The organism is Pseudomonas sp. Pseusp88 (genome assembly GCF_047303955.1).
Lineage (GTDB): Bacteria > Pseudomonadota > Gammaproteobacteria > Pseudomonadales > Pseudomonadaceae > Aquipseudomonas.
Window position 1 is genome coordinate 83,396 of sequence record NZ_JBGLYM010000003.1, and the last position, 25,116, is coordinate 108,511.

Genomic DNA, 25,116 nt, shown 5'->3' on the forward strand with positions numbered 1-25,116 from the left:
CAGCATGAAGCGCTACGAGAAATATGCCGATGACATTGCCGAGCTGATCCGCAGTGGCGTGCTCGGCCCCGGCCAGCGCGTGCCTTCGGTGCGCTATGCCAGCCAGACCCACGGCATCAGTCCGTCCACGGTGTTCCAGGCTTATTACCTGCTGGAACGGCGGGGCATGATCAGTGCCCGGCCGCGCTCGGGCTACTTCGTCAATAACAGCTTCGTCGGCAATGCCCCGCAGTTGTTCCAGGAGCCGCAGGCCCATAGTACGGTCAATGAATCCACCGAAGTCGATGTCAGCGAGCTGGTGTTCTCGGTCCTCGACTCGATCAAGGACCCCAACACCGTGCCGTTTGGCTCGGCCTTCCCCAGCCCGCTGCTGTTCCCGCTGCAACGCCTGTCGCGCTCACTGGCCACTGCCAGCCGGGAAATGGACCCGCGGATGGTGGTCACCGACATGTCGCCGGGGCATCCGCAACTGCGTCGGCAGATCGCCCTGCGCTACATGGTCGGCGGCCTGATGCTGCCCATGGAAGAACTGCTGATTACCAACGGCGCTCTGGAAGCCTTGAACCTTTGCCTGCAAGCGGTGACTGAGCCCGGCGATCTAGTGGCCATTGAGGCCCCGGCCTTCTACGCCTGCCTGCAAGTGCTGGAACGGCTCAAGCTCAAAGCCGTGGAAATTCCCGTGCATCCACGGGATGGTATCGACCTCTCAGTATTGGCCCAGACCCTGGAAAAGCACCCGATCAAGGCCTGCTGGTGCATGACCCGTTTCCAGAACCCCACCGGTGCCATTGTTCCGGAAGCACGCAAGCGGGCGTTGGTGGAGTTGCTGCGTGAGCATCAGGTGCCGCTCATCGAGGACGACGTCTACGCCGAGCTGTATTACGGCCAGCACGCACCGAAACCGGCCAAGGCCTTCGACACCGAGGGGCTGGTGATGCATTGCGGCTCGTTTGCCAAGAGCCTCGCGCCGGGCTATCGGGTCGGTTGGGTCGCCGCCGGGCGTTATGCCCAGAAGGTCGAACGGCTCAAGCTGATGACCTCACTGTCACCTTCCATGCCGGCCCAGGCGGCCATTGCCGACTATCTGCAACACGGGGGCTACGACCGTCATCTGCGCAGACTGCGCTATGCACTGGAAGACCAGCAACGGGCTATGCTCGCAGCCATCGCCCGCCACTTTCCGGGCCAGAGCCGGGTCAGCCAGCCTCAGGGCGGCTATTTTCTCTGGGTGGAACTGCCGGAGCAGCTGGATTCGCTGAAGGTGTTCAAGATGGCCCTGGCGCAGGGCATCAGCATCGCGCCAGGGCCGATTTTCTCGGCAACCCGGCGTTTTGCCAACTGCATTCGTCTGAACTATGGCAGTCCATGGGATGACACCTGCGAGAAGGCCATGGAGACCTTGGGACGGATTATCCGGTCGTTGCTCGCAGCCTGACAAAACCTGTGCGGGCTGCGCGTGGGACCGGCTTTAGCCGGGAAGGCGTAGGCAGGATCGATAAAATTGTAGCGGCCGCCATGCCCTCTTCCCGGCTAAAGCCGGTTCCACAAAATGACGAGGGCAGAACCTCAGCGCCCACCACCCAGATCAATAAAGGTCCCGGTGGCATAAGAGGCTTTGTCCGACAGCAACCAGACAATCGCCTCGGCCACTTCTTCAGCGGTACCGCCGCGTTGCATGGGAATGCCCGGCTCCAGTTTGCTGACCCGGGAAGGATCGCCGCTCAGGGCATGGAAGTCTGTGAAGATATAACCTGGCCGTACGGCATTGACCCGCACGCCCTCACCCGCCAGTTCCCGGGACAGGCCGATGGTAAAGGTGTCCAGCGCGCCCTTGGACGCCGCGTAGTCGACGTATTCACCCGGTGACCCCAGGCGAGCCGCCACCGATGACACATTGACGATGCTGCCACCCTGGCCGCCATGGCGCGGCAGCATGCGCAGCAACGCATGCTTGCTGCACAGCATGGGCCCGATCACGTTGCAGGTCATGATCTTGAGCATGCGGAACTCGGACATGTCTTCCAGACGCGACGACTGCGCCACGGTCCCGGCATTGTTGACCAGTGCGGTAACCGGCCCCAGCTCGGCATCGACCCTGGCAAACAAACGAATGATTTCGTCTTCATTGCTGGCGTCGGCCTGCACGGTAATGGCCTGGGCGCCCAGGTCACGTACTTGCGCACAAATGTGTTCAGCGGCCTGGTGATCAGACAGGTAGTTGATGGCGATTTTATAACCCTGGCGGGCGGCAAGCAGCGCCGTGGCCGCGCCGATACCACGAGAACCGCCAGTGATCAGGAGGACTTTTTCCATGGATAGATCTCGTAACAGTTACAGATACACAGGATAGCGGAAGCGGAACGGCAGCGCAGACCCTGAGGAGCATCGTGCCAGCGAACGGCGTTAAAAACCACCGTTCGACGAGGTCGACTGCTCGCGGCTCGCCAGTGTCAGCCGACGGGCTTCGCCGCTATGAATATCGGCAATAAAGCGCTGTGCCGGCAGCGGATGACCCAGCAGATAGCCTTGCAGCGAGTCACAGCCCAGGCGGGTGAGAAAACTTTGCTGCTGGTCAGTTTCCACACCCTCGGCAACGATACGCAGGTTCAGCGCCTGGCCCATGGCGACGATCGCCGAGACAATCGCCGCGTCATCGCTGTCCTGTTCCAGATCGCGAACAAAGCCACGATCTATTTTCAGCTCGTTGGCTGGCAGGCGTTTGAGATACATCAGGCTTGAGTAACCCGTGCCGAAATCGTCGATGGACAGGTCTACGCCCATATCCGCCAATTGCTGCAACACCTCCATGCTCGCATCGGCATCGCTCATGGCAGTGGTTTCGGTGATTTCCAGGGTCAGGCAATTGGCCGGCAGGCGGTTGCGTTCCAGTGCCGCGGCCACGGTATTGACCAGCCCCGCGTGGCAGAACTGCAAGGCCGACAGATTCACTGCTATGCGCCATTGCACGTAACCCAGCTCGTACCATTCACGCATCTGTCGACAGGCTTCATCGAGCACCCATTCGCCAATCGGAATAATCAGCCCGGTTTTCTCCGCCAGGCCGATAAAACGGTCCGGCGGGACCAGACCCTGCTCCGGATGATTCCAGCGCAGCAAGGCTTCAGCGCCTACCGGCAGGCCGCTGGCGGCGTCGAACTTGGGCTGGTAATACAGGCAGAAATGCTTTTCGCGCAGGGCCAGGCGCAGGTCCTGCAACAACTGCAACTGGTTGCGCGCATCGGTATTCATCGAGGTTTCGAAGAAGCTGTAGCCATTCTTGCCGGCGGCCTTGGCGTGATACATGGCGGCGTCGGCATTCATCAGCAGTTCATGGGCGTTATGGCCCTTACCCGGATAAACGGCGATGCCAATACTGACCGAGACCTGCACGGTATGCTCCGCCAGTGCGAACGGCTGACAGACCACGCTGACCTGACGGGCTGCAATGGACGCCGCATCCTCGGCATGGCGTAACTCCACCAGCAGGACAAACTCGTCGCCGCCAATGCGGGCCAGGGTATCTTCATGGTGCAGGTTGCCGCGCAGGCGCGCGGCCACGTCACAGAGCAACTGGTCGCCGACATGATGGCCAAAGGCATCGTTAACCGGTTTGAAGCTGTCCAGGTCCATGAACATCAGGGCAAAACAGCCGCCCGTGCCGCTAACCCGCTGGATCGCCTCTTCGATGCGCTGTGCCAGCAGCTCGCGATTGGGCAAGCCGGTGAGAGGGTCGTGCAAGGCGCGGTGGGTCAGCTCACGGTTGGCTTTGCGCAAGGAGCTTGAAAGCTCGGCGGTACGGGCCTCCATCCGCGCATCGAGAATCGAGGCCATCAGGGTGATCGTCAGAACTGCCAGACAGGTCACCAGCACCAGGCCATAAAGGCCATCGGAGCGGATGCCGTTGATCAATGCGCCACAGAAACTGTTATCAGCGAAGTTCGCCGCGTGCATACCGGTGTAGTGCATACCGACAACGGCCAGCCCCATGATCACCGCTGCCCCGCCCCGGACCAGCTTGACCCAGGGAGTCTGCTGGCGCAGGTGGAAGGCAATCCATAGCGCGGCGCCCGAGGCGACGATGGCGATAACAAGCGACAGAATCAGCCAAACGGGGTCGTAGGTGAGATCTGGCTCCATGCGCAAGGCCGCCATGCCGGTGTAATGCATGGCACTGATACCCGCTCCCATGAACAGGGCTCCCAGTGCAAGCTGCACCTTGGGTAGCTCCGGCTGACTGACCAGCCACAGGGCGAAGCCGGACGAGAGCATGGCAATCAGCAACGACAACAGGGTGATGCCCGGATCGAAACCCAGATCGATGGGCAGCTCAAAGGCCAGCATGCCGATAAAGTGCATCGACCAGATGCCCACGCCCATGGAGAACGCCCCACCGGCCATCCACCACCAGGCAGCACGGCCGCGAGCCGAGGCGATGCGCCCGGCCAGATCCAGGGCGGTATAGGAGGCAAGAATGGCCACCAGGGTGGAAATAGAGACGAGGGAGGGAGAGTAGCTGCCGATCATAGTTTGGAAAGACCCACGAGGAGATGAGCCTCCATGCACGCGATAATATGACAATTGTACAAGAGCCAAAGAACTTGTAGAGGTTTTCCGACGGAAAATATGGCTCTTTGCCACACCACCCGTCGTCGCCCTTTCTATCTCAGCCTTCTCCCCCTCCCCGTCGACGCGAAGACGCTTAAGCCAGCCCCCCTGCCACTGCGGCAGACGCGCCCAGTACCAGGCTAACGCCGACCATCCGTCCAACCTTCTTGGCCGACGTCACACACTTGTTGGTACGACTCTCGAAAATCACCGTCCGATAGCGGAAATAATTTCCCCACAGCTCCCGGGAACCGATGGTGTCGTGCAGGAACCAGGCACGGGAGTCATGTACATGGTCGTCAAGCAAGGCTACCAATGCGGCCCGATGCTCACGAGTCAGTGGCGTGAACTCATCAAACAGTTTCTCGCGACATTGTTCGCCGATGATTTTGATCTGCTTGTGCTCGCGCCGCTCGTCAGCGTCGGTGAGCAGGTAAATCGTATCCTTGAGCAGGACGTCCGCTACCCAGCCCGCCGGACTGGTCTGATTCCGTCGCCAACCGTGATAGTCATGCTCGAACTCGATGGCGGCTTCACGCATTTGCTGCTGGTCGATGGCGGGCTGATAAGGTGGCGGGCAGATAAAGCGCTTGAGAATCTGCAACTCATCGGGCTGACCACGGATCTTCCTGCGCTGATCCTTGATGGCCTCGATCTCGGTCTGACGCTCGACCCTCAGTTCGGCCTGCCGGGAAGCATTGGTCTGCGTGGCCAGGCCGAAAAATGGCTGATTGGCATAGCTGCCACGGGCATAACGCTCAATGCGCCAACCGGTCAGCCAACCCAATTGCTCGACCAGAATCTCTTCAAGGCTGCATCTCATTCGCGTGACTTCGTAGCTTGCCGTGGCAGGGCAACGGGCCTCTTCGTGCATGCTCAAGGTGCCACGCCAGGCATTGAAGCGTTCGACAAGCTGTGCGCTGATCTCGAACTCCTGCTGCACGCCCTGGGTCATCTGGCGCCATGGCTGTATCTGCTCCAGCTCAGTCGGCAAGCCAACCACCGCAAGCGGCGCTCCTGCAGCAAACGCGGCTGCATACAGGTCATGCAACACGATCTGCGACAGCAAATCGCTCTGCCCGCCACGAGCCCGGCCTTGAGCACCCGGCGCATAGCCACCCCCGACATCGGAATGCATGCCGGGGTAGATCACCTCCCGGCCAAAGTCGGGATAGTAGCCATCGGTGTAGCGAATCGAGTCCAGGGCAAAACACAAACGTTGCTCATGGGCCGCGACATAGTGGCGGCACATCTTGATCAAGCCTGGAAAGCGTGCACTGTCGGGCAGTGACTGAGTGCCGTCGGCCCAGTCCATATGCCCTTCGGTAAAAGGCGTGGCACGAGCACTGCCCACCGACGCCACGGTATCAATCAGGCCCAGGAACTCAATGCTCAAGGGTATGCCCAGTACCTGCTGCTGAGGCAGCACAGCTGCACGCGGGGTCGGGAGCAGTTCGCTCAACCAACTGACAAAAGTTCGCGCCTGGGCCGCACCACGGGAAAAGCCATAGATATACAGCCTGATCTGCGCGGGTGCGGTTTGACCGGCTACCAGTCTGGCCCGCAATGGCTTGAGCAGCGACGCCAGAGCACGGCGCCGCCGTCCTTTGCCCAGGCCCGTCAAAGGCCAGGTGGTAGCCATGGCGCGAAGTTTGTCCTGCAGGGTTTCTGCCGGTAGCGACTGCCCGGTCAAGGCGACTGTCAGGGCGTCGACCACCTGCAACATTGCCCAGTTGATACGGTCCTCACCTCGATTGGCAAAGGCCATACCCAGAGTAGTGAAGTCCAGCTCGCCGATATCAGGGAATGGCGCGCCGACACCAGGGATGTAACACGCAAAGTAGCCATCCTGCGGCTCAACCAGTGTGGCGTGATAGAGCCGGGCAATGTTGGTCGGACATGGCGGCACTGACTGGCGGGTATCGTAGGTTTCGTTATGCCGGGTACCATCAAAGAAAACACTGATATGCAGGTTGCGCGGCGCCAGTGACTCACCGGACGAACCAACCTCGCCCACTTGTTTATAGTAATTTGCCATGACCTGTTGTGGATCAACGGATAATCGCCCTTCGCGAGGGAAAGGCGCCGGTGCGTAAACCGGCTCATTAATACATGTTTTATACATACAGCCAGAAACCCTTCCTCCCCGACACTTTTTAATGCGGGTGTTACGAATGGATACTGCGTAACGGTTATTTATCTTTCAGACATACATGCAGGGCTGCAGCGCCCGCCTGCGGGCACAGAAAAGCCTCGAGCTAGAGGGCTTGATCGTCATTTGAAGCTTACGGGTCAAGCCTTGTGAAGGGCTGCCACGATGATGGAAGTCGTTAGAAAAGATAAATCGCCATGTTATTGCAGCAGATTAGTTACAGGACTTGAGATGCGATGACTCATCCACGCAACATTGAATTATCTCGGGCAACTAATCCATAGCCATACTGATACTTAGGAAAACTCTTCTGTATTATCGGAATAATCCTACATACAAATGGGCAGCTCGCGAGGGGATAACTGATCATTTGGATTGAAGCCAACAGGCTCCCCCTATAACAGCGAGAGCCCGCTTACTCATACCTTGCCACCGCGCTTATAAGAACCACCCGCCTCGCCGCTCTCGAGAAAAATTTGTTTCGGCAACTTGAACCCGCGCAACTTGAGCAACGCCAACGGCCCCGCGCCCAGCTCGGTGCGCAGGTGCCAGGTCAGGTTGAGGCCGTCGGGGGCGGTGATTTCCACGCGGTAGCGGCTGTCGCCGTCGTCCAGCGTGGTGACCTGGGCTTTTTCCAGCAGGCGGATCGGGTGGCCCTGCCCGAATATAAGCACCGTTTAATTCGGCTTAAACCTCTCTGTCGACGACTTGGGCGAGCATTTAATGGAGAGCAAAAACAGCATCAAACTGCAGACATTGACACCCAATACTATTAGCAGAGGTTCAAGCCGATATTGCATTTACCTGCCCAGCGACGCATTGCACGCCGCCAGGTCTCACGCGATCAACCAGTCAATCCTTGAGTTGCAACCCCTGCCCCGCATCCCAGCCGCCACCAAGCGCCGCAATCAGCTGCACACTGGCCACCAACCGGCTTTGCAGCAACGTCAGCACACTACGCTCATTGCTCAATGCGGTGGTCTGGACGTTGACCACGTCGAGGTAGCCGATCAGCCCGCTCCTGTACTGGTTGCTGGTCAGGCGCAGGGATTCCCGGGCCGACTCCAGGGCTTCGGCGCGCACCACGGCTTCGTCGGCGTAGACCTTGAGCTGCACGCGGTAATTTTCCACTTCCTGGAAGCCATTGAGCACGGCCTGGCGGTATTGCGCGACGGTCTGGTCGTAGACCGCTTCGGTGCGGTCGACCTCGGCCGAGCGCTGGCCGCCGTCGAACAGCGTGGTGGCCAGTTGCGGCCCCACCGACCAGAAGCGGTTCGGCAGACTCAGCCAGTTGCTGAAGGTACTGCTGCTGTAGCCGCCGCTGAGGCTGAGGGTGAAGTCCGGGTAGTAGGCGGCCTTGGCCACGCCGATATTGGCGTTGGCGGCCATGACTGAGCGTTCGGCGGCGGCAATGTCCGGGCGGCGTTCCAACAGTTGCGACGGTACGGACGCCGGGATCTGCGGCAATTTGGGAATCGATGTGGTCGGCGCCAGGCTGAATTCGGATGGCGCCTTGCCCATCAGCACGGCAATGGCATTTTCATATTGAGCGCGCTGCCATTGCAGGTCGATCAGGTCGGCCTGGGTGCTTTTCAACTGGGTCTGGGCCTGGGCGATGGCATCGCGGGCAGAGATCCCGGCGCGGTACTGGTTCTGGGTCAGTTTCAGGGAGCGCTCGTAAGCGTCCACAGTGGCTTCGAGCAAACGTTTCTGTTCGTCGATCACCCGCAGTTGCAGATAGTTCTGCACCAGTTCCGATTGCAGGCTCAATTGCATTGAGGCCAGGTCGGCCAGACTGGCCTGGGCACTGGCGGTATCGGCTTCCAGGCCGCGACGCAGCTTGCCCCAGATATCCGCTTCCCAGCTGACGCCAAGCTGCGTGTTGTAGGTGTCGCGGATACCGCTGCTGTTGTTACTCAGGCTGGAACTGCTGCTGCCGGTGCCCTGACTGGAACGGGTCTTGCCCGCCGACAGATCGACCGTGGGGAAAAACGCGCCGCGGGCGCTGCGCACCAGGGCCCGGGCCTGCCGGTACTGGGCTTCATATTGGGCCACGGTCTGGTTGGAGCTGTTGAGGGTTTCAACCAGGCCATTGAGCTGGCTATCACCGTAGATCTCCCACCAGGCACCACGGGCAAAGGCATCGGCCGGGTTGGCCTGGCTCCAGCCTTCGGCGTGCTTGAACTGCGCAGGCGTGGTTACATCCGGCTTGTGATAGTCCGGCCCTACTGCGCAGCCACTGAGCAGCGCCATGCACAGCGCCAACCGCAAGGTACGCAGCGGCCAGGGATTAACGGTTTTGGCAGTCAGGTAAGCGGTCATAGCGGAGTGTCCAGAGCGGCATCGGTACGTACGCCACGCCATTGATTGACGCGATGGCGCAGACGGTCGAGATAGAGGTAAACCACCGGGGTGGTGTAAAGCGTAAGGACCTGGCTGAAGACCAGCCCACCAATAATGGTCAGGCCCAGCGGACGACGCATTTCTGCGCCTTCGGCACTGCTGAGCAGCAACGGCAAGGCACCGAGGATAGCCGCCATGGTGGTCATCAGGATCGGCCGCAGGCGTTGCAGGCAGGCGCTGCGAATGGACTCCAGCGGGGTCATGCCTTCGGTGCGTTCCAGGACAAGAGCGAGGTCGATCATCATGATGGCGTTTTTCTTGACCACGCCAATCAGCAGGAACAACCCGAGCAGGGAAATAAGGCTGAACTGCCCGCCGAGCAAATAGATGCTCAGCAGCGCGCCGACACCGGCCGATGGCAGGGTCGACAGAATGGTCAGTGGGTGGATATAGCTTTCATACAGCACGCCCAGCACCAGATAGACCACCAGCAGGGCGCCGAGAATCATGAACGGCTGGGCCTTCTGGGTCGCCGCAAAGGCATCGGCGGTGCCGGCCATCTTGGCGATCACATCGCTGGGCAGGCCGACGCCTGCGACCGCTCGCTCGATGGCTGCCGTAGCTTTCTCCAGTTCAGCACCTTCGGCCAGATCGAAAGAAATGGTTTCCGAGGCGAACTGGCCGTCATGGGTCACGCGATCGTCCTGCAGAGTATTCTCATAGTGAGCGATCGTCGACAGCGGCACCCGCGCACCGGTGGAAGTAATGACCTGTACCTGATTGAGGGTCACCGGGTCTTGGGCATACTTGGGATTGACTTCCATCACCACCTTGTACTGGTTCAGGCTTTCATAGATGGTCGCCACCTGACGCTGGCTATAGGCGTTATTGAGCACCGTTGTCACCGCGCTCATATCGATGCCCAGGCGTTTGGCCGTGTCACGGTCGACCTTCAAGGTGATTTGCTGGGCGCCGCGCCCTTCCCGACCGTCGATGGCCGTCAGTTCCGGCACCGACTTGAGCGCGGCCAGCACTTTTGGATACCACTCGCGCAGGCTGGCGAGATCACCGCTTTGCAGAATGTACTGGTACTGCGAGGTGGTCTGCTCGCGACCACCACCGAGTTGCAGATCCTGGTCCGGTTGCAGGAACAGGCGCCCGCCCGGCACTTTCGGCATGTTCTTGCGCAGGCGCTCGACCACCTGCTCAGCGGACACATTGCGTTCCTTGATCGGTTTGAGCCGCACGATCATGAAAGCGTTGTTGGTCCCGCCATTACCGCCAATGAAACCGGCGACGCTTTCCACTGCCGGGTCAGCCAGCACCGCACGCCGGAAGACTTCCATTTTGGGCTGCATGACGGAGAACGACAGCCCGTCGTCGCCCCGCACATAGCCCATCAACTGGCCGGTATCCTGCTGTGGCAGGAAAGTCTTGGGCACCACGACATACAAGGCGATATTGACGCCCACCGTGACCAACAGGCTCAACAGCGTCAGGCGCCGATGACGCAGCACCCAGCCCAGGCTGCGGTCGTAGACGGCGACCATGCGATCGTTGGCCTTGCGGCTCCAACGCTGCAGGGTGGTTTCCTGTTCCGCCGCGTGGGGCTTGAGCCAGCGGGCGCAAAGCATGGGGGTCAGGGTCAGGGACACCACCAGAGAAACGACGATAGCCACTGACAGGGTGATGGCGAATTCGCGGAACAGCATCTGCACCAGCCCGCCCATGAACAGGATCGAGAGGAACACCACCACCAGCGAGAGGTTCATCGCCAGCAATGTAAAGCCCACTTCCTTGGCCCCGAGAAACGCCGCCTGCATCGGCGGCACGCCGTCGTCGATATGCCGGGAGATGTTTTCCAGCACGACAATGGCGTCGTCCACGACCAGCCCGGTGGCCAGAATCAGCGCCATCAATGACAGGTTGTTCAAGGAGAAGCCATACAGGTACATGATCGCGAAGGTGCCCACCAGAGATACCGGCACCGCCAGTGTCGGAATCAGCGAGGCACGCAGACTGCCGAGGAACAGGAAGACCACGATGATCACCAGAACCACGGCGATCAGCAGGGTCATTTCTGCTTCGTGCAGGGTGGCCTTGATCACCGGCGATCGGTCCATGGCCAGATCCAGCTTGACGCTGGCCGGCAGCAAGGACTGCAACGCCGGCAACTGCGCCTTGATCTGCGCCACGGTCTCGATGATGTTGGCCCCGGCCTGACGGTTGATCACCAACAGCACCGCCGCCTTGTCATTGAAGAAACCACTGTTGTAGCGGTCTTCCACGGCATCGCTGACCTTGGCCACGTCCTTCAGGCGCAGGGCTGCGCCGTTCTGGTAGGCGATGATCAGCGACTCGTAATCCTTGGCCTTGTCCAGCTGATCGTTGGCCTGTATCTGCCAGTTATGCTGGGCATCCTCGATGAACCCCTTGGGCCGTCGCACGTTGGAACCGGTAATCACCGTGCGCACGGTATCCATGGAGATGCCGTACTGGTCGAGCATCTGCGGTTCCAGCTCGACCCGCACAGCCGGCAGCGAGCTGCCGCCGATCTGCACTTCACCCACGCCCTGAACCTGGGACAGGCTTTGCGACAGGATGGTCGAGGCCAGGTCGTACAGCTGGCCTTTTTTCAGCACGTCGGAGGTCATCGACAGGACCATGATCGGCGCCTGCGACGGGTTGACCTTCTTGTAGGTCGGCATGCTGCGCATCCCGCTGGGCAGCAGGTTGCGCGATGCGTTAATGGCCGCCTGCACTTCCCTCGCAGCGCCGTTGATATCGCGCTTGATATCGAATTGCAGGATGATCCGCGTCGAGCCCTGGCTCGAGCGGCTGCTCATGGTAGTGACCCCGGCAATGGCGCCGAGGGAACGCTCCAGCGGCGTCGCCACGGTGGAAGCCATGACTTCGGGGCTGGCCCCGGACAGGCTGGCCGAGACCACGATCACCGGGAAGTCCATATTGGGCAGCGGCGATACCGGCAACAGGCCAAAACTGACGCCGCCCAGCAGCATGATCGCCAGACTCAGCAGCAGGGTCGCGACCGGGCGACGGATAAAGGGGGCCGAGAGATTCATGCGTCCGCCCGTTCCAGGTCGGCCGGCGCGTCAGGCTTGGGTCCCCAGCGACGCCCGAGGCGGTCGAAGAACAGATAGATCACAGGCGTGGTGAACAGGGTCAGGACCTGGCTGACCAGCAGCCCGCCCACCATCACCAGCCCCAGTGGCTGACGCAGTTCCGCGCCGGAACCGCTGGCGAACATCAGCGGCACGGCACCGAACAGCGCCGCCAGGGTGGTCATCAGGATCGGCCGGAAGCGCAACAGCGCCGCTTCGTAGATGGCCACGTCCGGAGCGATGCCGCGATTGCGTTCGGCGTCCAGGGCGAAGTCGATCATCATGATCGCGTTTTTCTTGACGATACCAATGAGCAGGATGATGCCGATAATGGCGATCATGCCCAAGTCGTTGCCGCTGATCAGCAACGCCAGCAGGGCGCCGATGGCCGCCGAAGGCAGGGTCGAGAGAATGGTGATCGGGTGGATATAACTCTCGTAGAGCACACCCAGGACGATGTACATGGTCACCACCGCCGCCAGGACCAGCAGCAAGGTACTCGACAGCGAAGCCTGGAAAGCCGCCGCCGCACCCTGGAACTGGGTCTGCACGCCAATAGGCATGCCGATGTCCTGCTGCACCTGGTTGATCACGTCAACCGCTGCGCCAAGGGACTCGCCCGGTGCCAGGTTGAACGACATCATCACCGCCGGGAACTGGCCGATATGGGAAATCGCCAGTTGCGCCTGACGCTGTTCGACATGGGCCAGGCTCGACAACTTGACCTGCCCGCCCGCCGTGGTCTTGACGTGGATCTGCTCCAGCGCCTCGGGGCCCAGGGTATTGCCCGAGTCGGCCTGCAGCACCACCCGGTACTGGCTGGCCTGGGTATAGATAGTGGAAATCTGCCGCTGGCCGAAGGCGTCATACAGCGCGTCGGTGATGTTGGCCACGGTCACGCCGAGACGGCTGGCGGCATCGCGATCGATCGCCAGGTACACCTGCAAGCCCCGGTCCTGCAGGTCGCTGGTGACGTCGGTGAGTTCCGTACGCTTGCTCAAGGCATCGACCAGACGGCCGCTCCACAGGCTGAGCAGATCGGCGTCCGGAGACGACATGCTGAACTGGTACTGGGTACGACTGACCCGGTCCTCGATGGTCAAATCCTGCACCGGCTGCATGAACAGGCGGATCCCGGACACTTCATCGACATTGGGTTGCAGGCGCTGGATGACCTGCGCGGCAGTCAGGTTGCGCTCGGCATTGGGCTTGAGGTTGATCAGCAGCCGACCACTGTTGAGCGTGGCATTGTCGCCGTCAACGCCGATATAGGACGACAGGCTCGCTACCGCCGGATCTTGCAGAATCACTTTGGCCAGGGCCTGTTGCCGTTGGCTCATGGCGGCAAATGAAATCGACTGTGGTGCCTCGGAAATACCCTGAATCACCCCGGTGTCCTGCACCGGGAAGAACCCCTTGGGCACGATCAGGTACAGAAAAACCGTCAGGGCCAGGGTAGCGACGGCCACCAGCAGGGTCAGCGGCTGATGCCTGAGCACCCAGCGCAACTTGTTGCCGTAGGCCTCGATCAGCCAGTCGATCCAGGCGCCGCTGGCACGATAAAAGCGGGTCTGCTCGGCGGGCGTGGGCTCGCGCTTGAGCAGGCGGGCGCACATCATCGGCGTCAGGGTCAGGGACACAACCATGGAAATCAGGATCGCCACCGCCAGGGTGATGGCAAACTCGCGGAACAGCCGCCCGACCACATCGGCCATGAACAGCAGCGGAATCAATACGGCAATCAGGGAAATGGTCAGAGACACCAGGGTAAAACCGATCTGCCGGGCGCCCTTGAGCGCAGCCTGCAACGGCGTCTCCCCTTCCTCGATATGCCGGGAGATGTTTTCCAGCATGACGATGGCGTCATCCACCACGAAACCGGTGGCGATGGTCATGGCCATCAGGGTCAGGTTATTGACCGAGAACCCGGCCAGGTACATCACGCCAAAAGTACCCACCAGGGACAGCGGCACGGCCACCGAGGGAATGATGGTCGCACTGAAGCGGCGCAGGAACAGGAAGGTCACCAGCACCACGAGCACGATGGCGATCAGCAGCTCATGCTGCACATCCTTGACCGAGGCGCGGATGGTTTGGGTACGATCGGTCAATACCGCAACATGGACGCCAGCTGGCAGGTTATCGGTGATGCTCGGCAGCAGGGTCTTGATCCGGTCCACCACCTCGATGACGTTGGCCCCCGGCTGACGCTGGATGTTCAACAGTACCGCCTGATTCTGATTGGCCCAGGCGGCCAGGCGTTCGTTTTCTGCGCCGTCAACGATCTGCGCGACATCCTTCAGGCGCAACGGCGCACCGTTGGCGTAGGCAAGAATCAGGTTGGCGTATTCGGCCGGGGATTTGAGCTGGTCGTTGGCATCGAGCATCGACACCCGGGTCGGACCGTCGAAGTTACCCTTGGGCTGATTGACGTTGGACACACCAATCAGAGTGCGCACATCGGCCAGGCTCAAACCATTGGCCGCCAGGGCGTCGGTATTGACCTTGATGCGCACCGCCTGACGCTGACCACCGGCGATACTGACCATGCCCACGCCGCTGATCTGGGCGATTTTCTGCGCCATGCGCGTGTCGACCAGATCATTGAGCTTGGGCAGCAGCATGGTCGGCGAGGTGATCGCCAGGGTCAGAACCGGGGTATCAGCCGGGTTGACCTTGTTGTACACCGGCGGTGCCGGAAGATCGGTGGGCAGCAGATTGGTCGCGGCATTGATCGCGGCCTGCACCTGCTGTTCGGCCACGTCCATGTTCAGGTCGAGACTGAACCGCAGGGTAATCACCGACGCGCCACCGGAACTGGTGGACGCCATCTGCGTCAGGCCCGGCATCTGCCCGAACTGCCGCTCCAGGGGGGCGGTGACCGAACTGGTCATCACCTGAGGACTGGCGCCGGGGTACAGGGTCATGACCCGGATGGTCGGATAGTCCACTTGCGGCAGCGCCGAAACCGGCAGCAAGGTGTAGGCGATCAGGCCGGCCAGGACAATGGCCAGCATGCTCAGGGTGGTCGCTACCGGACGCAGGATGAACAGCCGCGAGATATTCATGCGTCGCCTTTATCCGCCTTGACTGCCGGAGCCGGCTCGCCCTCTTCTTTCTTCGGCTTGCCCTGCAACTGCTGGCCGGGGCTTTTCGGCACTTCGGTGCTGTCGTTGACCACTTCCACATCACTGCCATCGCGCAGGCGGTCAGTACCTTCCAGGACCACGCGATCGCCTGCGGCCAGGCCTTCGCTGATCACCGTGGACTTGTCGTCGCTCGGCCCGGTCTTGACCGTGCGGATCTTGACCTTCTTGTCGCCGTCCAGGGCATAGACAAACGCCCCCGATGTGCCGAACTGCACCGCCGCCGATGGCACCAGAACTGCCTGCTTGAGGGTGTCGGCGCGCAAGCGCGCATTGACGAACTGATTCGGGAACAGCGTCTCGTCCTGATTCTCGAATCGGGCCTTGAATTTCAGGGTGCCGGTGGTGATATCGATCTGGTTATCGAGACTGGCGAGTACACCACTGGCCTGCAACTTGACGTCGCCACGGTCCCAGGCTTCCACCGGCAGCTTGTCGCCGCTGTGATAGCGAGCGATGACGTTGGACAGGTCTCTCTCCGGCAGGGTGAACACCACATTGATCGGCTTGGTCTGGGTGATGATCGCCAGGGCCGTGGTGTCATTGGCCGCGACCAGGTTGCCGACGTCCAGTTGCTTGAGACCGACCCGCCCGGAGATCGGCGCACGGATTCTGGTGAAGTCCAGATTCAGCTTGGCATCGTTGACCGCAGCCTGATTGGTCTTGATGGTGCCCTGATACTGATTGACCAGGGATTCGGCGGTGTCGAGGGTCTGCTTGGCGATACTGTCTTCGGCAAACAGGCTGCGATAGCGCTGCACGTCGATCTGGGCGTTCTTCAGCAGCGCCTGATTGGTAGCCAGGGTGCCTTCGGCCTGTTGCAGGGCGATCTGATAGCTGCGCGGATCTATCTCGGCCAGCATGTCACCGGCCTTGACCATCTGCCCCTCCTGGAAGTACAGCTTGACCAGTTGCCCGGCCACCTGGCTGCGAACGTTGATGGTATTCATCGCCGTTACTGTGCCCAGGGCCTTGTAGTAGATCGGGAAGTCACCCAGCGTCACTGGCGCAACACGTACCGGCACCGGCCCGGTCGCCCCACCGAAGCCTGGACGTGCCGGTATGGCCTTGGTCGGGCTGGCGCTGCTCGGGCGACGGCCTTCGCCGCGCTCGCCGGAATGGCCCGCCTGGGCCCCCTTGGCCGGGGCATCCGTGCCTTTATTGGCAAACGAGCCGGGCCAGAACCACCAGCACAGACCAACGATAATCAACAGGACCAACAGGCTGATCAGCCAGCGACGGGAATTACGGGGGCCAGACGATTGCATGAATACTCAACCATTGCGCGTGGGGCTTCTAAGCTTTATCAACGTTCAGCGTGATCCTTGCTGAAACGGCAATAAACTTTTCGGAGGCTGAACAATAAGCACTCGAGAGCGCTAAGCAAAGGGCCTTTACCGGCAATTTACCTAGTGCTTACGTTGTTAAGCGTCTGAAGCATAAATAAAAACGGCCCGGGCAAGGCCGGGCCGTCCAGTGACTGCGAGTATTGCCAACTATTACTTCAATACGGCCAGCGCAGCATCGTAATTGGGTTCCTGACCGATTTCAGCAACCAGTTCGCTGTGCAGCACGTTATTGGCTTCGTCCAGCACCACCACGGCACGGGTAGTCAGGCCGACCATAGGGCCGTCAGCAATGGCAACGCCGTAGTTCTGCATGAACTCAGGGTTACGCATGGTCGACAGGTTCTGGACGTTTTCCAGACCTTCAGCGCCGCAGAAACGTGCCTGGGCAAATGGCAGGTCAGCGGAGATGCACAGGATTACGGTGTTGGCCAGTTCATTGGCCTGGGCATTGAACTTGCGCACGGAGGTGGCGCAGGTGGGGGTATCGACGCTTGGGAAAATATTCAGCACTTTGCGCTTGCCGGCAAAGTCAGCCAGGGTCACGTCAGCAAGACCGGCGCCAACCAGTTTCAGTTCCGGGGCAACGGTACCGACCTTGGGCAATTCGCCGCTGATTTGTACCGGTTCGCCTCTACGAGTCACTTGAGCCATGAGCTGAGTCCTTATTGTCAGGATGAAAAATTATCAGGGTTGAAACGAGCCGGAAGTTAACCACGAAATGCCCTGCTCACCTACTCCATTGCCGAGGATTTCACTCAACCATTGAGCCGGTGCTGGAATTCCTCGCGGGCAAATAACTCCACCAGCCAGTCGACAAACACCCGCACCCGACGCGACAGCTGCCGATGGGGTGGATACAGCGCCATCAACGGCATGGGTGGCGGCCGCAAATGGCTGAGCACTTCACGCAGGGTGCCGCTGCGCAGTTGCTCGACCACATGATAGGTCGGTGTCTGCGCCAGGCCATAACCGGCTTCGCAGGCGGCCAGATAGCCGTCGGAATTATTGATCGACAGCGCCTTGGGCAACAGGAATTCGCGCTCCTGCCCGTCGATCATGAATTCAAGGCCGTAGCGCTTGTTGGTACTGGCCGAGAAATACTCTATGACCCGGTGCTGTTGCAAATCCTCCAGGGTCATGGGCGTGCCGTAACGTTGCAGATAGCTTTCGCTGGCGCAGGTGATCTGGGTCAGGCGGGTCAAGGGGCGGGCCACCAGAGAAGCATCCAGCAACACGCCGGCACGGATCACGCAATCGACCCCCTCACGAATCAAGTCCACCGAACGATCGCTCATACCGATCTCCAACTCGATCAAGGGATAGCGCTGACTGAATTCCGCGAGGGCCGGGACCACGATCAAGCGACCGAAACCCACCGGCATATCGATGCGCAGTACACCCTGGGGCGCGCTGCTGACCGAGGAAAACGCCGCCTCGGTGTCATCCAGATCGGCCAACAGACTGACACAGCGCTGATAGTAGGCCTGCCCGTCAAGAGTCGGGGTGACCTGACGCGTGGTGCGATGCAGCAATTGCACGCCCAGATGAGCCTCCAGTTGCTTGATCAGGATGGTCACCGAGGCCTTGGGCATATGCAGGCTCTCGGCCGCACGGGCAAAGCCGCCCAATTCGACAATGCGGGTAAACACGCGCATGGCATTGAAGCGATCCATAGGGTTCTCTTGGTAGGATTATTTAGATTTTCTAAACAGTGAAAGTAGTTTTAGCCGGTTTATCCCAATTATGTCGAGCAGTCACAATGAACCACCTTAAATCGACACAGGGCTCCTCCATGCAAACTCGTCAATTAGGCAGCAACGGCCCGCAGGTATCCGCCATCGGCCTCGGCTGCATGGGTATGACCGACTTCTACACCACCGGCGCCGATACCAGGGAAGCCATTGCCACCCTGCATCGCGCTGTCGAGCTGGGTATCAATCTGTTCGACACCGCCGACATGTACGGCCCCTTCACCAATGAAGAACTGCTTGGCAAGGCCTTGCAAGGCAAGCGCGACCAGGTGCTGATCGCCAGCAAATTCGGTTTCGTGCGCGACCCGAACAACCCCGACGCCCGCGGCATCAACGGCAGCCCCGAGTACATCCGCAGTGCCATTGATGCCACCCTGCAACGCCTGAAGATTGATACGCTGGATTTGTACTATCAGCATCGTATCGACCCGCAGGTCACGGTCGAAGAATCGGTGGGTGCCATGGCCGAACTGGTCAAGGCAGGCAAGGTGCGTTATCTGGGCCTGAGCGAGGCTTCAGCCGCCACCCTGGAGCGGGCTCACAAAATCCATCCGATCACCGCACTGCAAAGCGAATATTCGCTGTGGAGTCGTGATCCGGAAGAAAGCGGCACCCTCGCCGCCTGCCGTCGCCTGGGTATCGGTTTCGTGCCCTATAGTCCGCTGGGCCGAGGATTTCTTACCGGTACCCTCAAGAGCCCGGACGACTTTGCCGCAGACGACTATCGCCGCACCAACCCGCGCTTCCAGGGTGAAAACTTCGGCAAAAACCTGTTGCTGGTCGAGCAGGTACAGCGCCTGGCCGCAGAAAAAGGCGTGACAGCGGGGCAACTGGCCCTGGCCTGGGTACTGGCTCAGGGTAATGACCTCGTGCCGATTCCCGGCACCAAGCAGCGCACGTACCTGGAGCAGAACGTCGCGGCACTGGACATCGTGCTGAGTTCGTCCGAGTTGCAGGCGCTTAAGGACCTATTCCCGGTTGAAGCCATTGCTGGCGAACGGTATGGCGAAGTGTCGTTGAAGATGGTGAATGGCTGACAAAGCGAATGAGCTTTTGTGGGACTGGCTTAACCGGGAAGGTCTTCCATGACTCAAGGTAGTACAGTGGATATGCCGCCCCTTTCCCGGCCGAAGCCGGTCCCACAGGCTCATTTCAATTCAGTGAATGGCGGCACATATCCTTAAAAATCCCGCTTATAGAAGATATCGAGGGAGCTGGCGACACCGCTCGCCGCTTCCAGGTAAACCTTCTTGCTCAACATGTAGCGCAAGGCGATGGTGTTAGCCGGCTCGAATACGCCGACACCGTAGCGCAAGCTCAGCTTGTCGGTGATCTTGCCGCTGGCGACTACGTTGGTCTTATCGCCAGTGCCTGCGGTATCCAGTTCGAAGTCACGGATACCCAGGTCGCTGGCCAGTTTCCCGGCCGTTGAGGACCCACCGGCCAGCCCCAGAGCCAGTGCGGCCTGGGCCATCATATTACTGTCTTCCCCGGTGTTGTTCAGCGGTCGGCCCAGAACCAGATAGGACAACGCCTGCTCCTGACTCATGGCCGGTTCGGCGAACACCGTCGTGGTCGGCTGCTCGGCACTGCCGGTCAGACGAATACCGGCAATCACCTCGTCCACTTCACGAATCGCTTCGATATCCAGGTAAGGCTGATCCACGGGCCCGGCAAACAGCAGGCGGGCCTTGCGGATGGTCAGGCGCTGGCCGTACGCGCGGTAGCGGCCATCGATCAGGTTGAGTTCACCCCGGGTGTCCAGGTTATCGCCGATATGCACATGACCACGCAGATTGGCGGTCAAGCCAAAGCCACTGAAACTGAGGGTGTCCGACCCCACTTCCACATCGATATTCATGGCCATCGCCATGGGCGGCTTACCCGCCTCGGCGTGCTGACCGACGACGACGGTGTCATCCGACAGTTTCACGGTGGACGGCGGCAGCTCCCGAACAGTGATCGCCCCTTTGGGAATCAGCACTTTTCCGGCAATCGCCAGCTTGTCGCCTTGCAGACTGATATGCAGGTCGGGTGCGGCTTCCAGCTTGGCGTAGGGCTCGACCGTAACCGGCAACTGCGATCCCTTGAGGCGCAGATCGACCTGCAATGCGTTGCCCCAGTCAATCTGACCGTTGACAGTGCCCTGCCCGACCAGACCGCTTTTCCAGCCACCGTCGAGCTGTACATTGTTTCCGGCAATCAGCGCCTTGACGTTCAGATCGCGCAAATCCACCGGCAACTCCGGTCCGGAGACTTCACCATCGCTCAAGGTCATGCTGCCATTGACCTGAGGCATTAACAAACCACTCGACAGCGTACCGCTGCCATTGAGATGGCCGTTGAGCTTCTGCACACCCGCTACAAATGGCCGGGCCACCGACAGGTCAAGGCCGGTCAAGGTGAAATTGCCACTCAGGGTCTTGTTCTTCGACAGCGGGTCGATGCGCGCCGACAACTGCAAGGCACCCAGCTTGCCGCCGACGAAACTCAGTTGGGTATCGACCTGCTTGGGCGTCAGCTTGCTGCTCAGTTTGAGCTGTTCATAAGGAAAATCGAGCCAACGGTCCTGATCGCGCATGCGCAGGGTGCCGCCGCTGGCGTCGATCACTATCTGACCGTTGGGGCCGGACGCCGGGACATCGACCTGCACGTCGGCGTTGAGCAGGCCCTTCCAGGCAAAATCCTTGGGCAGCCACTGCGCGAGGCTATCCAGCGGGAACTGTTTGAGGTGATAACGCAGGCGCGGCTCGGGGGCCAGGCGCTGGTCTTCGCCGCACAGGCTCGCTGCGCCGGACACCCAGCAGTGGGCGCCGAAGTTGACCTTGCCATCGGCCAGCCGCTCCAGCCGTGCCGGTTGCTGCAAGCGCCAGTCCTGGCCGCCGCTCTGGATATCGCCGCTGGCCAGGCGTCCGCGCCAGTTGCCTTGATCCAGATTGCCGTCCAGGGCCAGGGCCAGTTTCAGCAACGGGCCTTGCAGGTTCAGTTTCACTTGCTGACGTTTGATATCGCCCTGACCGTTGACCTCTAAAGTACCCAAAGTCGTGTCGCCCAGTTTGATCACCGTCCCCTTGAGTGCCAGCGTGCCGCGTTGGCTGCTGTCCACACGCGCATCCAGGTTCAGGCTTTGCAGGTTGTTCTCCTGCCAGGTCAGTCGGCTGCCCTGTAGAGCGACCTGGCCCTGGGGCGCGTGCACCGTTCCACCGACGTCGACCCGGCCTTTGATCTGCCCCTGCAAGCCGGACCAGAGCTGGCCGAGGCGCGGCAGGTTCAGGTCCAGTTGCGCCTGCAACTTCTGTTGCAGGCTGCCCCTGCCCTGGATACGGTTGTCGCCGAGGCGGATATCCAGAGCACTCAAATTCCATTGCTCGCCACGCCCGTCGGCCTTGGCCTGCAAGACCGTCGGTTGTCCGCGCAGGCGGCCCTTGAGGTCAAGATCGGCGGTCAGGCTCAATTGTTCATTCTTGAACTGGCCCTGGCTGCGCACTGGCCCGGCCAGAGTACCGGGCAACTCGGCGACCCAGTAGGCCGGGTCGATGGCACTCAGGTCCAGGGCGGTGTCCCAGCCAATGCCGTCGGCGAACTGCAGGTTCAGGTGGCCCGTGGCCTTGCCCTTGCCCGCGACAATTTCCAGTTGCGGCAGAAACACCCGTTCAAGGTCGCCACTGAACGGGCTGTTCAGGCTGAACGGTCCGGCCGGACCGTCGAACAGGCCATTGAAGTTGCCCAGATAACGCCCATCGGTATAGGACACGTCGCCATTGAAGGTCCTGACCTTGACCTGGGGTTCGGCAATGGCCGGATACAATGAGTGCCAGGGAAAATCCTGCCAGGCGATATGAGCTTCGGCACTCAAGCCTTTTTGCCAATCCAGTTTGCCGCTCAGGTTCAGGTGCTGCCGGGGTGTGGCATTCAGCTCAAGGGCCTGAATATCCGCACCCTTTGCATCGACACGCCCTTGCAGGTTCAGGGCAACCGCCTGACCTTGCGCAGGCAGGCTGGCAGTACCATTGATCCTGTAACCCTGTTCCAGATCGCCGTCGGCGCTCAGGTTCAGTTGATTGAGTTGCAGGGTGTCGGGCAGATCGGCACTGGCCTTGAAGCTGTCGGCGGTGATCGTCACTTTGGCGGGCAAGTGTTCGGCCAGAGGCTGCAACTCACCCCCTAACAGTGCTTGCAGATAGCCGCTGCTGCGAGCCTGAAGCTTCAGGGTCTTGAGCAGATCACCCTGGATATCCAGGGCCAGACTCCACGGCTGACCGCCCTGTTCCGGCATCAGCACACTGCCCTTTGCCGTTAACGGCCAGTCGCCCTGGGGGCTCAACAAGCCGGTCAAATCGACGACGAAGGCCTCATGTTGCAGATGCGCGGTGTCGATCTGCAAGCCGTCGGCTGTCCAGTGGGCGGCCAGTTTCAGGTCGCGCAGTTGTTCCACGCCATCGACTTGCAGGCTGCCCAGTTGCACGTCACCCAGGCGCAAGGCCAGGGGCAACTGCAGATCAGGCAATGTTACAGGGCCAGGGGTCGACTCGCTCGGGGACGGCGCCAGTTGCAGCCGCACTTGCTGCGCCTGCAAACGATCGACGCACAGGGTCAATTGCAGCAGACAACCCGGCGACCAGGCCAGCACCGGTGCCGTGACTTCGACGCGAGTGCCGTCCTGTGCCCATACCAGCTGATCGGCATGCCATTGCCCGGCCAGTTGCCCTTCGAAGCCGTCAATCCGTAAACCCGGCACACTGGACAAGACCCAGCGGCTGCCGCTTTGCGTGGCCAACACCCAATATGCCAAAGCCAGAAATGCAAGCAGCAGCACAAGCAAGCTCGCGCCGCCGATTTTCAATACACGTATTACCGTTGGCCGACTCACAACTCCGGCCCCATGGAAAAGTGCAAACGAATGCCTCCCGGATCATCCAGAGCATGGGCCAGGTCCAGGCGTATCGGCCCGACCGGAGAAATCCAGCGCACGCCTATACCGATACCGCGCTTGAGACTGGGCAGTTCCAGGTTGTTGAATGAACTGCCTTCATCGATGAACGTTGCCACGCGCCATTTCTCGGCAATGGAATATTGGTACTCAAGGCTGCCAGCGATCATGTAGCGCCCGCCGATGCGGTCACCATCGGAGTTCTTCGGCGACAGCGACTGATAGTCATAGCCGCGCACGCTCTGGTCACCACCGGCAAAGAAACGCAAGGACGGCGGAATAGACTTGTAGCCATTGGTGGCATTGCCGCCCACCTGCAAACGGCCCAGCAGGCGATGATTGTCGCCCAGGGTAGTCAAGCCTTTGATCAGCGCCGTGCCGCGCAGCAGGTTGGAATCCGAAACCATGCCTTCCTTGGCCACCTGGGTATCGAACTGCAGGCGATAACCCTTGTGCGGATCAATACGGTTATCGCTGCGCAGATAGGAATAGCTCAGGCCGGGCATCAGCAAGGTACTCAGACCAGCATCGTCACCCAGCCGATACTCTTCGCGTTGCAGTTTGAGGGAAACCACCCGCTCCCAGCCACTGGGCAACTTGCTGTGCCATTCCGGGCCGACGGTCAGCAGTTTGCTGAGGCTGTCGGTGCCGGCGATTTCTTCGTATTGATAGCCACCGGCAAAGCGCAGCTTGTCGGTCAAGGGCGGATCCAGAGGGATTTCATACCACAAGCCGACGTTTTGCCGGGGCGCCGACAGTTCCATTTCCGCACCGTAGCTATCGCCATGGGCGTTGACCCAGTGGCGGGTCCAGTTGGCCTTGCCGCGGACACCGACGTCGGTGGAGAAACCCAGGCCCAGGCCCATGGTTCGGGGTTTGCGGGTATTCAGATCAACACTGACCGGCACTACCTGATTCTGCGCTGCCGTCGGTGACGCGTCGACCCGCACCCCCTCGAAATAACCGCTGGACTGCATCGCCTGATTAAGCTCGGCAATCAGCTCGGAATCATATGGCGTGTTCTCCTTGAAAGGCACCATGCGCCGCAGCAGGTCTTCATCAAAGGGCGCATCGCCAGTGAAACTGACCTTGCCCAGCCGGTAGCGCGGACCACTGTCGTAGACCAGTTCGATATCGGCCACGCCTGCCTGGGGGTCGACCAACAGACGCTGTTTAATGAAGCGTCCGCTAAAGAAGCCGAAGCGCGACGCCTGATTCTGGATCAGGTGCTTGGCGTCTTCGTAGCGGCCGTGATTGAGCACCGCGCCGGGCTTGAGCGTGTCACTTTGAGGAATCCGGAATGACTTGAGGGACGCTGCCTCGCCTTCGACGCGCAGGGTCACGTTACGCAAATGAACAGGCTCACCCGGCTGAATGTCAAGAATCAGCGCCGGGGTTTTGCCGGAGGTGACCTTGCTGTCAATACTGGCGTGATAAAAACCCAAGGCCTGAGCGGCCTTCTGCGCCTGTAACTCGGCGCCAAGGCTGAAATGGCGCAGGGCCTCGGCATCGCGCTCGCCCAGGCTGCCCACGTAGCCTTCGACATTGGCCTTGAGCTGAGGATTGGCGGGGGTCACCCTGACTTGCAACTGCGCCTCGGCGAAGGCCAGGGCGCTGCAAAAACAGAGAAAAAAACCGCTAGTGAATCGGTTGAACACTTTCATGGGCGCAGATGCTAACACGGGTGACAAGAAGCACTAGAACCTGACAAATGCCCG

Annotated in this window: 13 protein-coding genes and 1 pseudogene; 2 read left to right on the forward strand and 12 right to left on the reverse strand. The window is 60.5% G+C overall.

The features are described from left to right. The first annotated feature begins 4 nt into the window (after nucleotides 1-4). A complete protein-coding gene (gene mapR / locus ACCD02_RS04950; protein WP_413298994.1) occupies nucleotides 5-1,435 on the forward strand; it encodes a GntR family transcriptional regulator MpaR in 1,431 nt (476 codons plus the stop codon). Nucleotides 1,436-1,566: 131 nt separating this feature from the next. Here mapR and ACCD02_RS04955 read toward each other — a convergent pair whose 3' ends face one another. The 10 genes and pseudogenes from ACCD02_RS04955 to ACCD02_RS05000 all read right to left on the reverse strand — a co-directional run bounded on the left by ACCD02_RS04955 (nucleotide 1,567) and on the right by ACCD02_RS05000 (nucleotide 18,390). Continuing rightward, nucleotides 1,567-2,313 carry an SDR family oxidoreductase gene (locus ACCD02_RS04955; RefSeq protein WP_413298996.1) on the reverse strand — a complete coding sequence of 249 codons (747 nt, stop codon included), beginning with the start codon at nucleotides 2,311-2,313 and terminating at the stop codon, nucleotides 1,567-1,569. A gap of 90 nt (nucleotides 2,314-2,403) precedes the next feature. Next, nucleotides 2,404-4,524, reverse strand: coding sequence for a putative bifunctional diguanylate cyclase/phosphodiesterase (locus ACCD02_RS04960; RefSeq protein ID WP_413298998.1), 2,121 nt, complete (start codon nucleotides 4,522-4,524; stop codon nucleotides 2,404-2,406). 175 nt (nucleotides 4,525-4,699) lie between these two features. Then, on the reverse strand, nucleotides 4,700-6,643 hold the full coding sequence (locus ACCD02_RS04965; protein ID WP_413299000.1) for a T6SS phospholipase effector Tle1-like catalytic domain-containing protein: 1,944 nt from the start codon (nucleotides 6,641-6,643) through the stop codon (nucleotides 4,700-4,702). A gap of 533 nt (nucleotides 6,644-7,176) precedes the next feature. Next, nucleotides 7,177-7,404, reverse strand: a pseudogene (locus tag ACCD02_RS04970) (hypothetical protein); the annotation flags it as partial. Between the two features lie 205 nt (nucleotides 7,405-7,609). Next, nucleotides 7,610-9,079, reverse strand: coding sequence for an efflux transporter outer membrane subunit (locus tag ACCD02_RS04975; RefSeq protein ID WP_413299002.1), 1,470 nt, complete (start codon nucleotides 9,077-9,079; stop codon nucleotides 7,610-7,612). Beyond that, nucleotides 9,076-12,183 (reverse strand): efflux RND transporter permease subunit, encoded by a 3,108-nt coding sequence (locus ACCD02_RS04980; protein ID WP_413299004.1) that lies wholly within the window; start codon nucleotides 12,181-12,183, stop codon nucleotides 9,076-9,078. The genes ACCD02_RS04975 and ACCD02_RS04980 overlap by 4 nt, the downstream gene beginning before the upstream one ends. Next, on the reverse strand, nucleotides 12,180-15,290 hold the full coding sequence (locus ACCD02_RS04985; RefSeq protein ID WP_413299006.1) for an MdtB/MuxB family multidrug efflux RND transporter permease subunit: 3,111 nt from the start codon (nucleotides 15,288-15,290) through the stop codon (nucleotides 12,180-12,182). The genes ACCD02_RS04980 and ACCD02_RS04985 overlap by 4 nt, the downstream gene beginning before the upstream one ends. Further along, on the reverse strand, nucleotides 15,287-16,636 hold the full coding sequence (locus ACCD02_RS04990; protein ID WP_413299008.1) for an MdtA/MuxA family multidrug efflux RND transporter periplasmic adaptor subunit: 1,350 nt from the start codon (nucleotides 16,634-16,636) through the stop codon (nucleotides 15,287-15,289). Before ACCD02_RS04990 ends, ACCD02_RS04985 begins: the two co-directional genes overlap by 4 nt. A 231-nt stretch (nucleotides 16,637-16,867) precedes the next feature. Next, entirely contained in the window at nucleotides 16,868-17,368 is a 501-nt protein-coding gene (gene tpx / locus ACCD02_RS04995; RefSeq protein WP_413299010.1) for a thiol peroxidase, read from the reverse strand. A 104-nt stretch (nucleotides 17,369-17,472) separates the two neighbouring features. Next, a complete protein-coding gene (locus ACCD02_RS05000) occupies nucleotides 17,473-18,390 on the reverse strand; it encodes a LysR family transcriptional regulator (protein ID WP_413299012.1) in 918 nt (305 codons plus the stop codon). A gap of 119 nt (nucleotides 18,391-18,509) precedes the next feature. Here ACCD02_RS05000 and ACCD02_RS05005 point away from each other — a divergent pair, with 119 nt between their 5' ends. Beyond that, nucleotides 18,510-19,505, forward strand: coding sequence for an aldo/keto reductase (locus ACCD02_RS05005; RefSeq protein ID WP_413299014.1), 996 nt, complete (start codon nucleotides 18,510-18,512; stop codon nucleotides 19,503-19,505). Nucleotides 19,506-19,648: 143 nt separating this feature from the next. Here the strand turns inward: ACCD02_RS05005 and ACCD02_RS05010 are convergent, their stop codons facing one another. Together ACCD02_RS05010 and ACCD02_RS05015 are read right to left on the reverse strand one after the other, a co-directional pair. Continuing rightward, nucleotides 19,649-23,338, reverse strand: a complete 3,690-nt coding sequence (locus tag ACCD02_RS05010) for a translocation/assembly module TamB domain-containing protein (protein ID WP_413299016.1) — start codon at nucleotides 23,336-23,338, stop codon at nucleotides 19,649-19,651. Further along, nucleotides 23,335-25,062, reverse strand: a complete 1,728-nt coding sequence (locus ACCD02_RS05015; protein WP_413299018.1) for an autotransporter assembly complex protein TamA — start codon at nucleotides 25,060-25,062, stop codon at nucleotides 23,335-23,337. Before ACCD02_RS05015 ends, ACCD02_RS05010 begins: the two co-directional genes overlap by 4 nt. Nucleotides 25,063-25,116 lie beyond the last annotated feature (54 nt).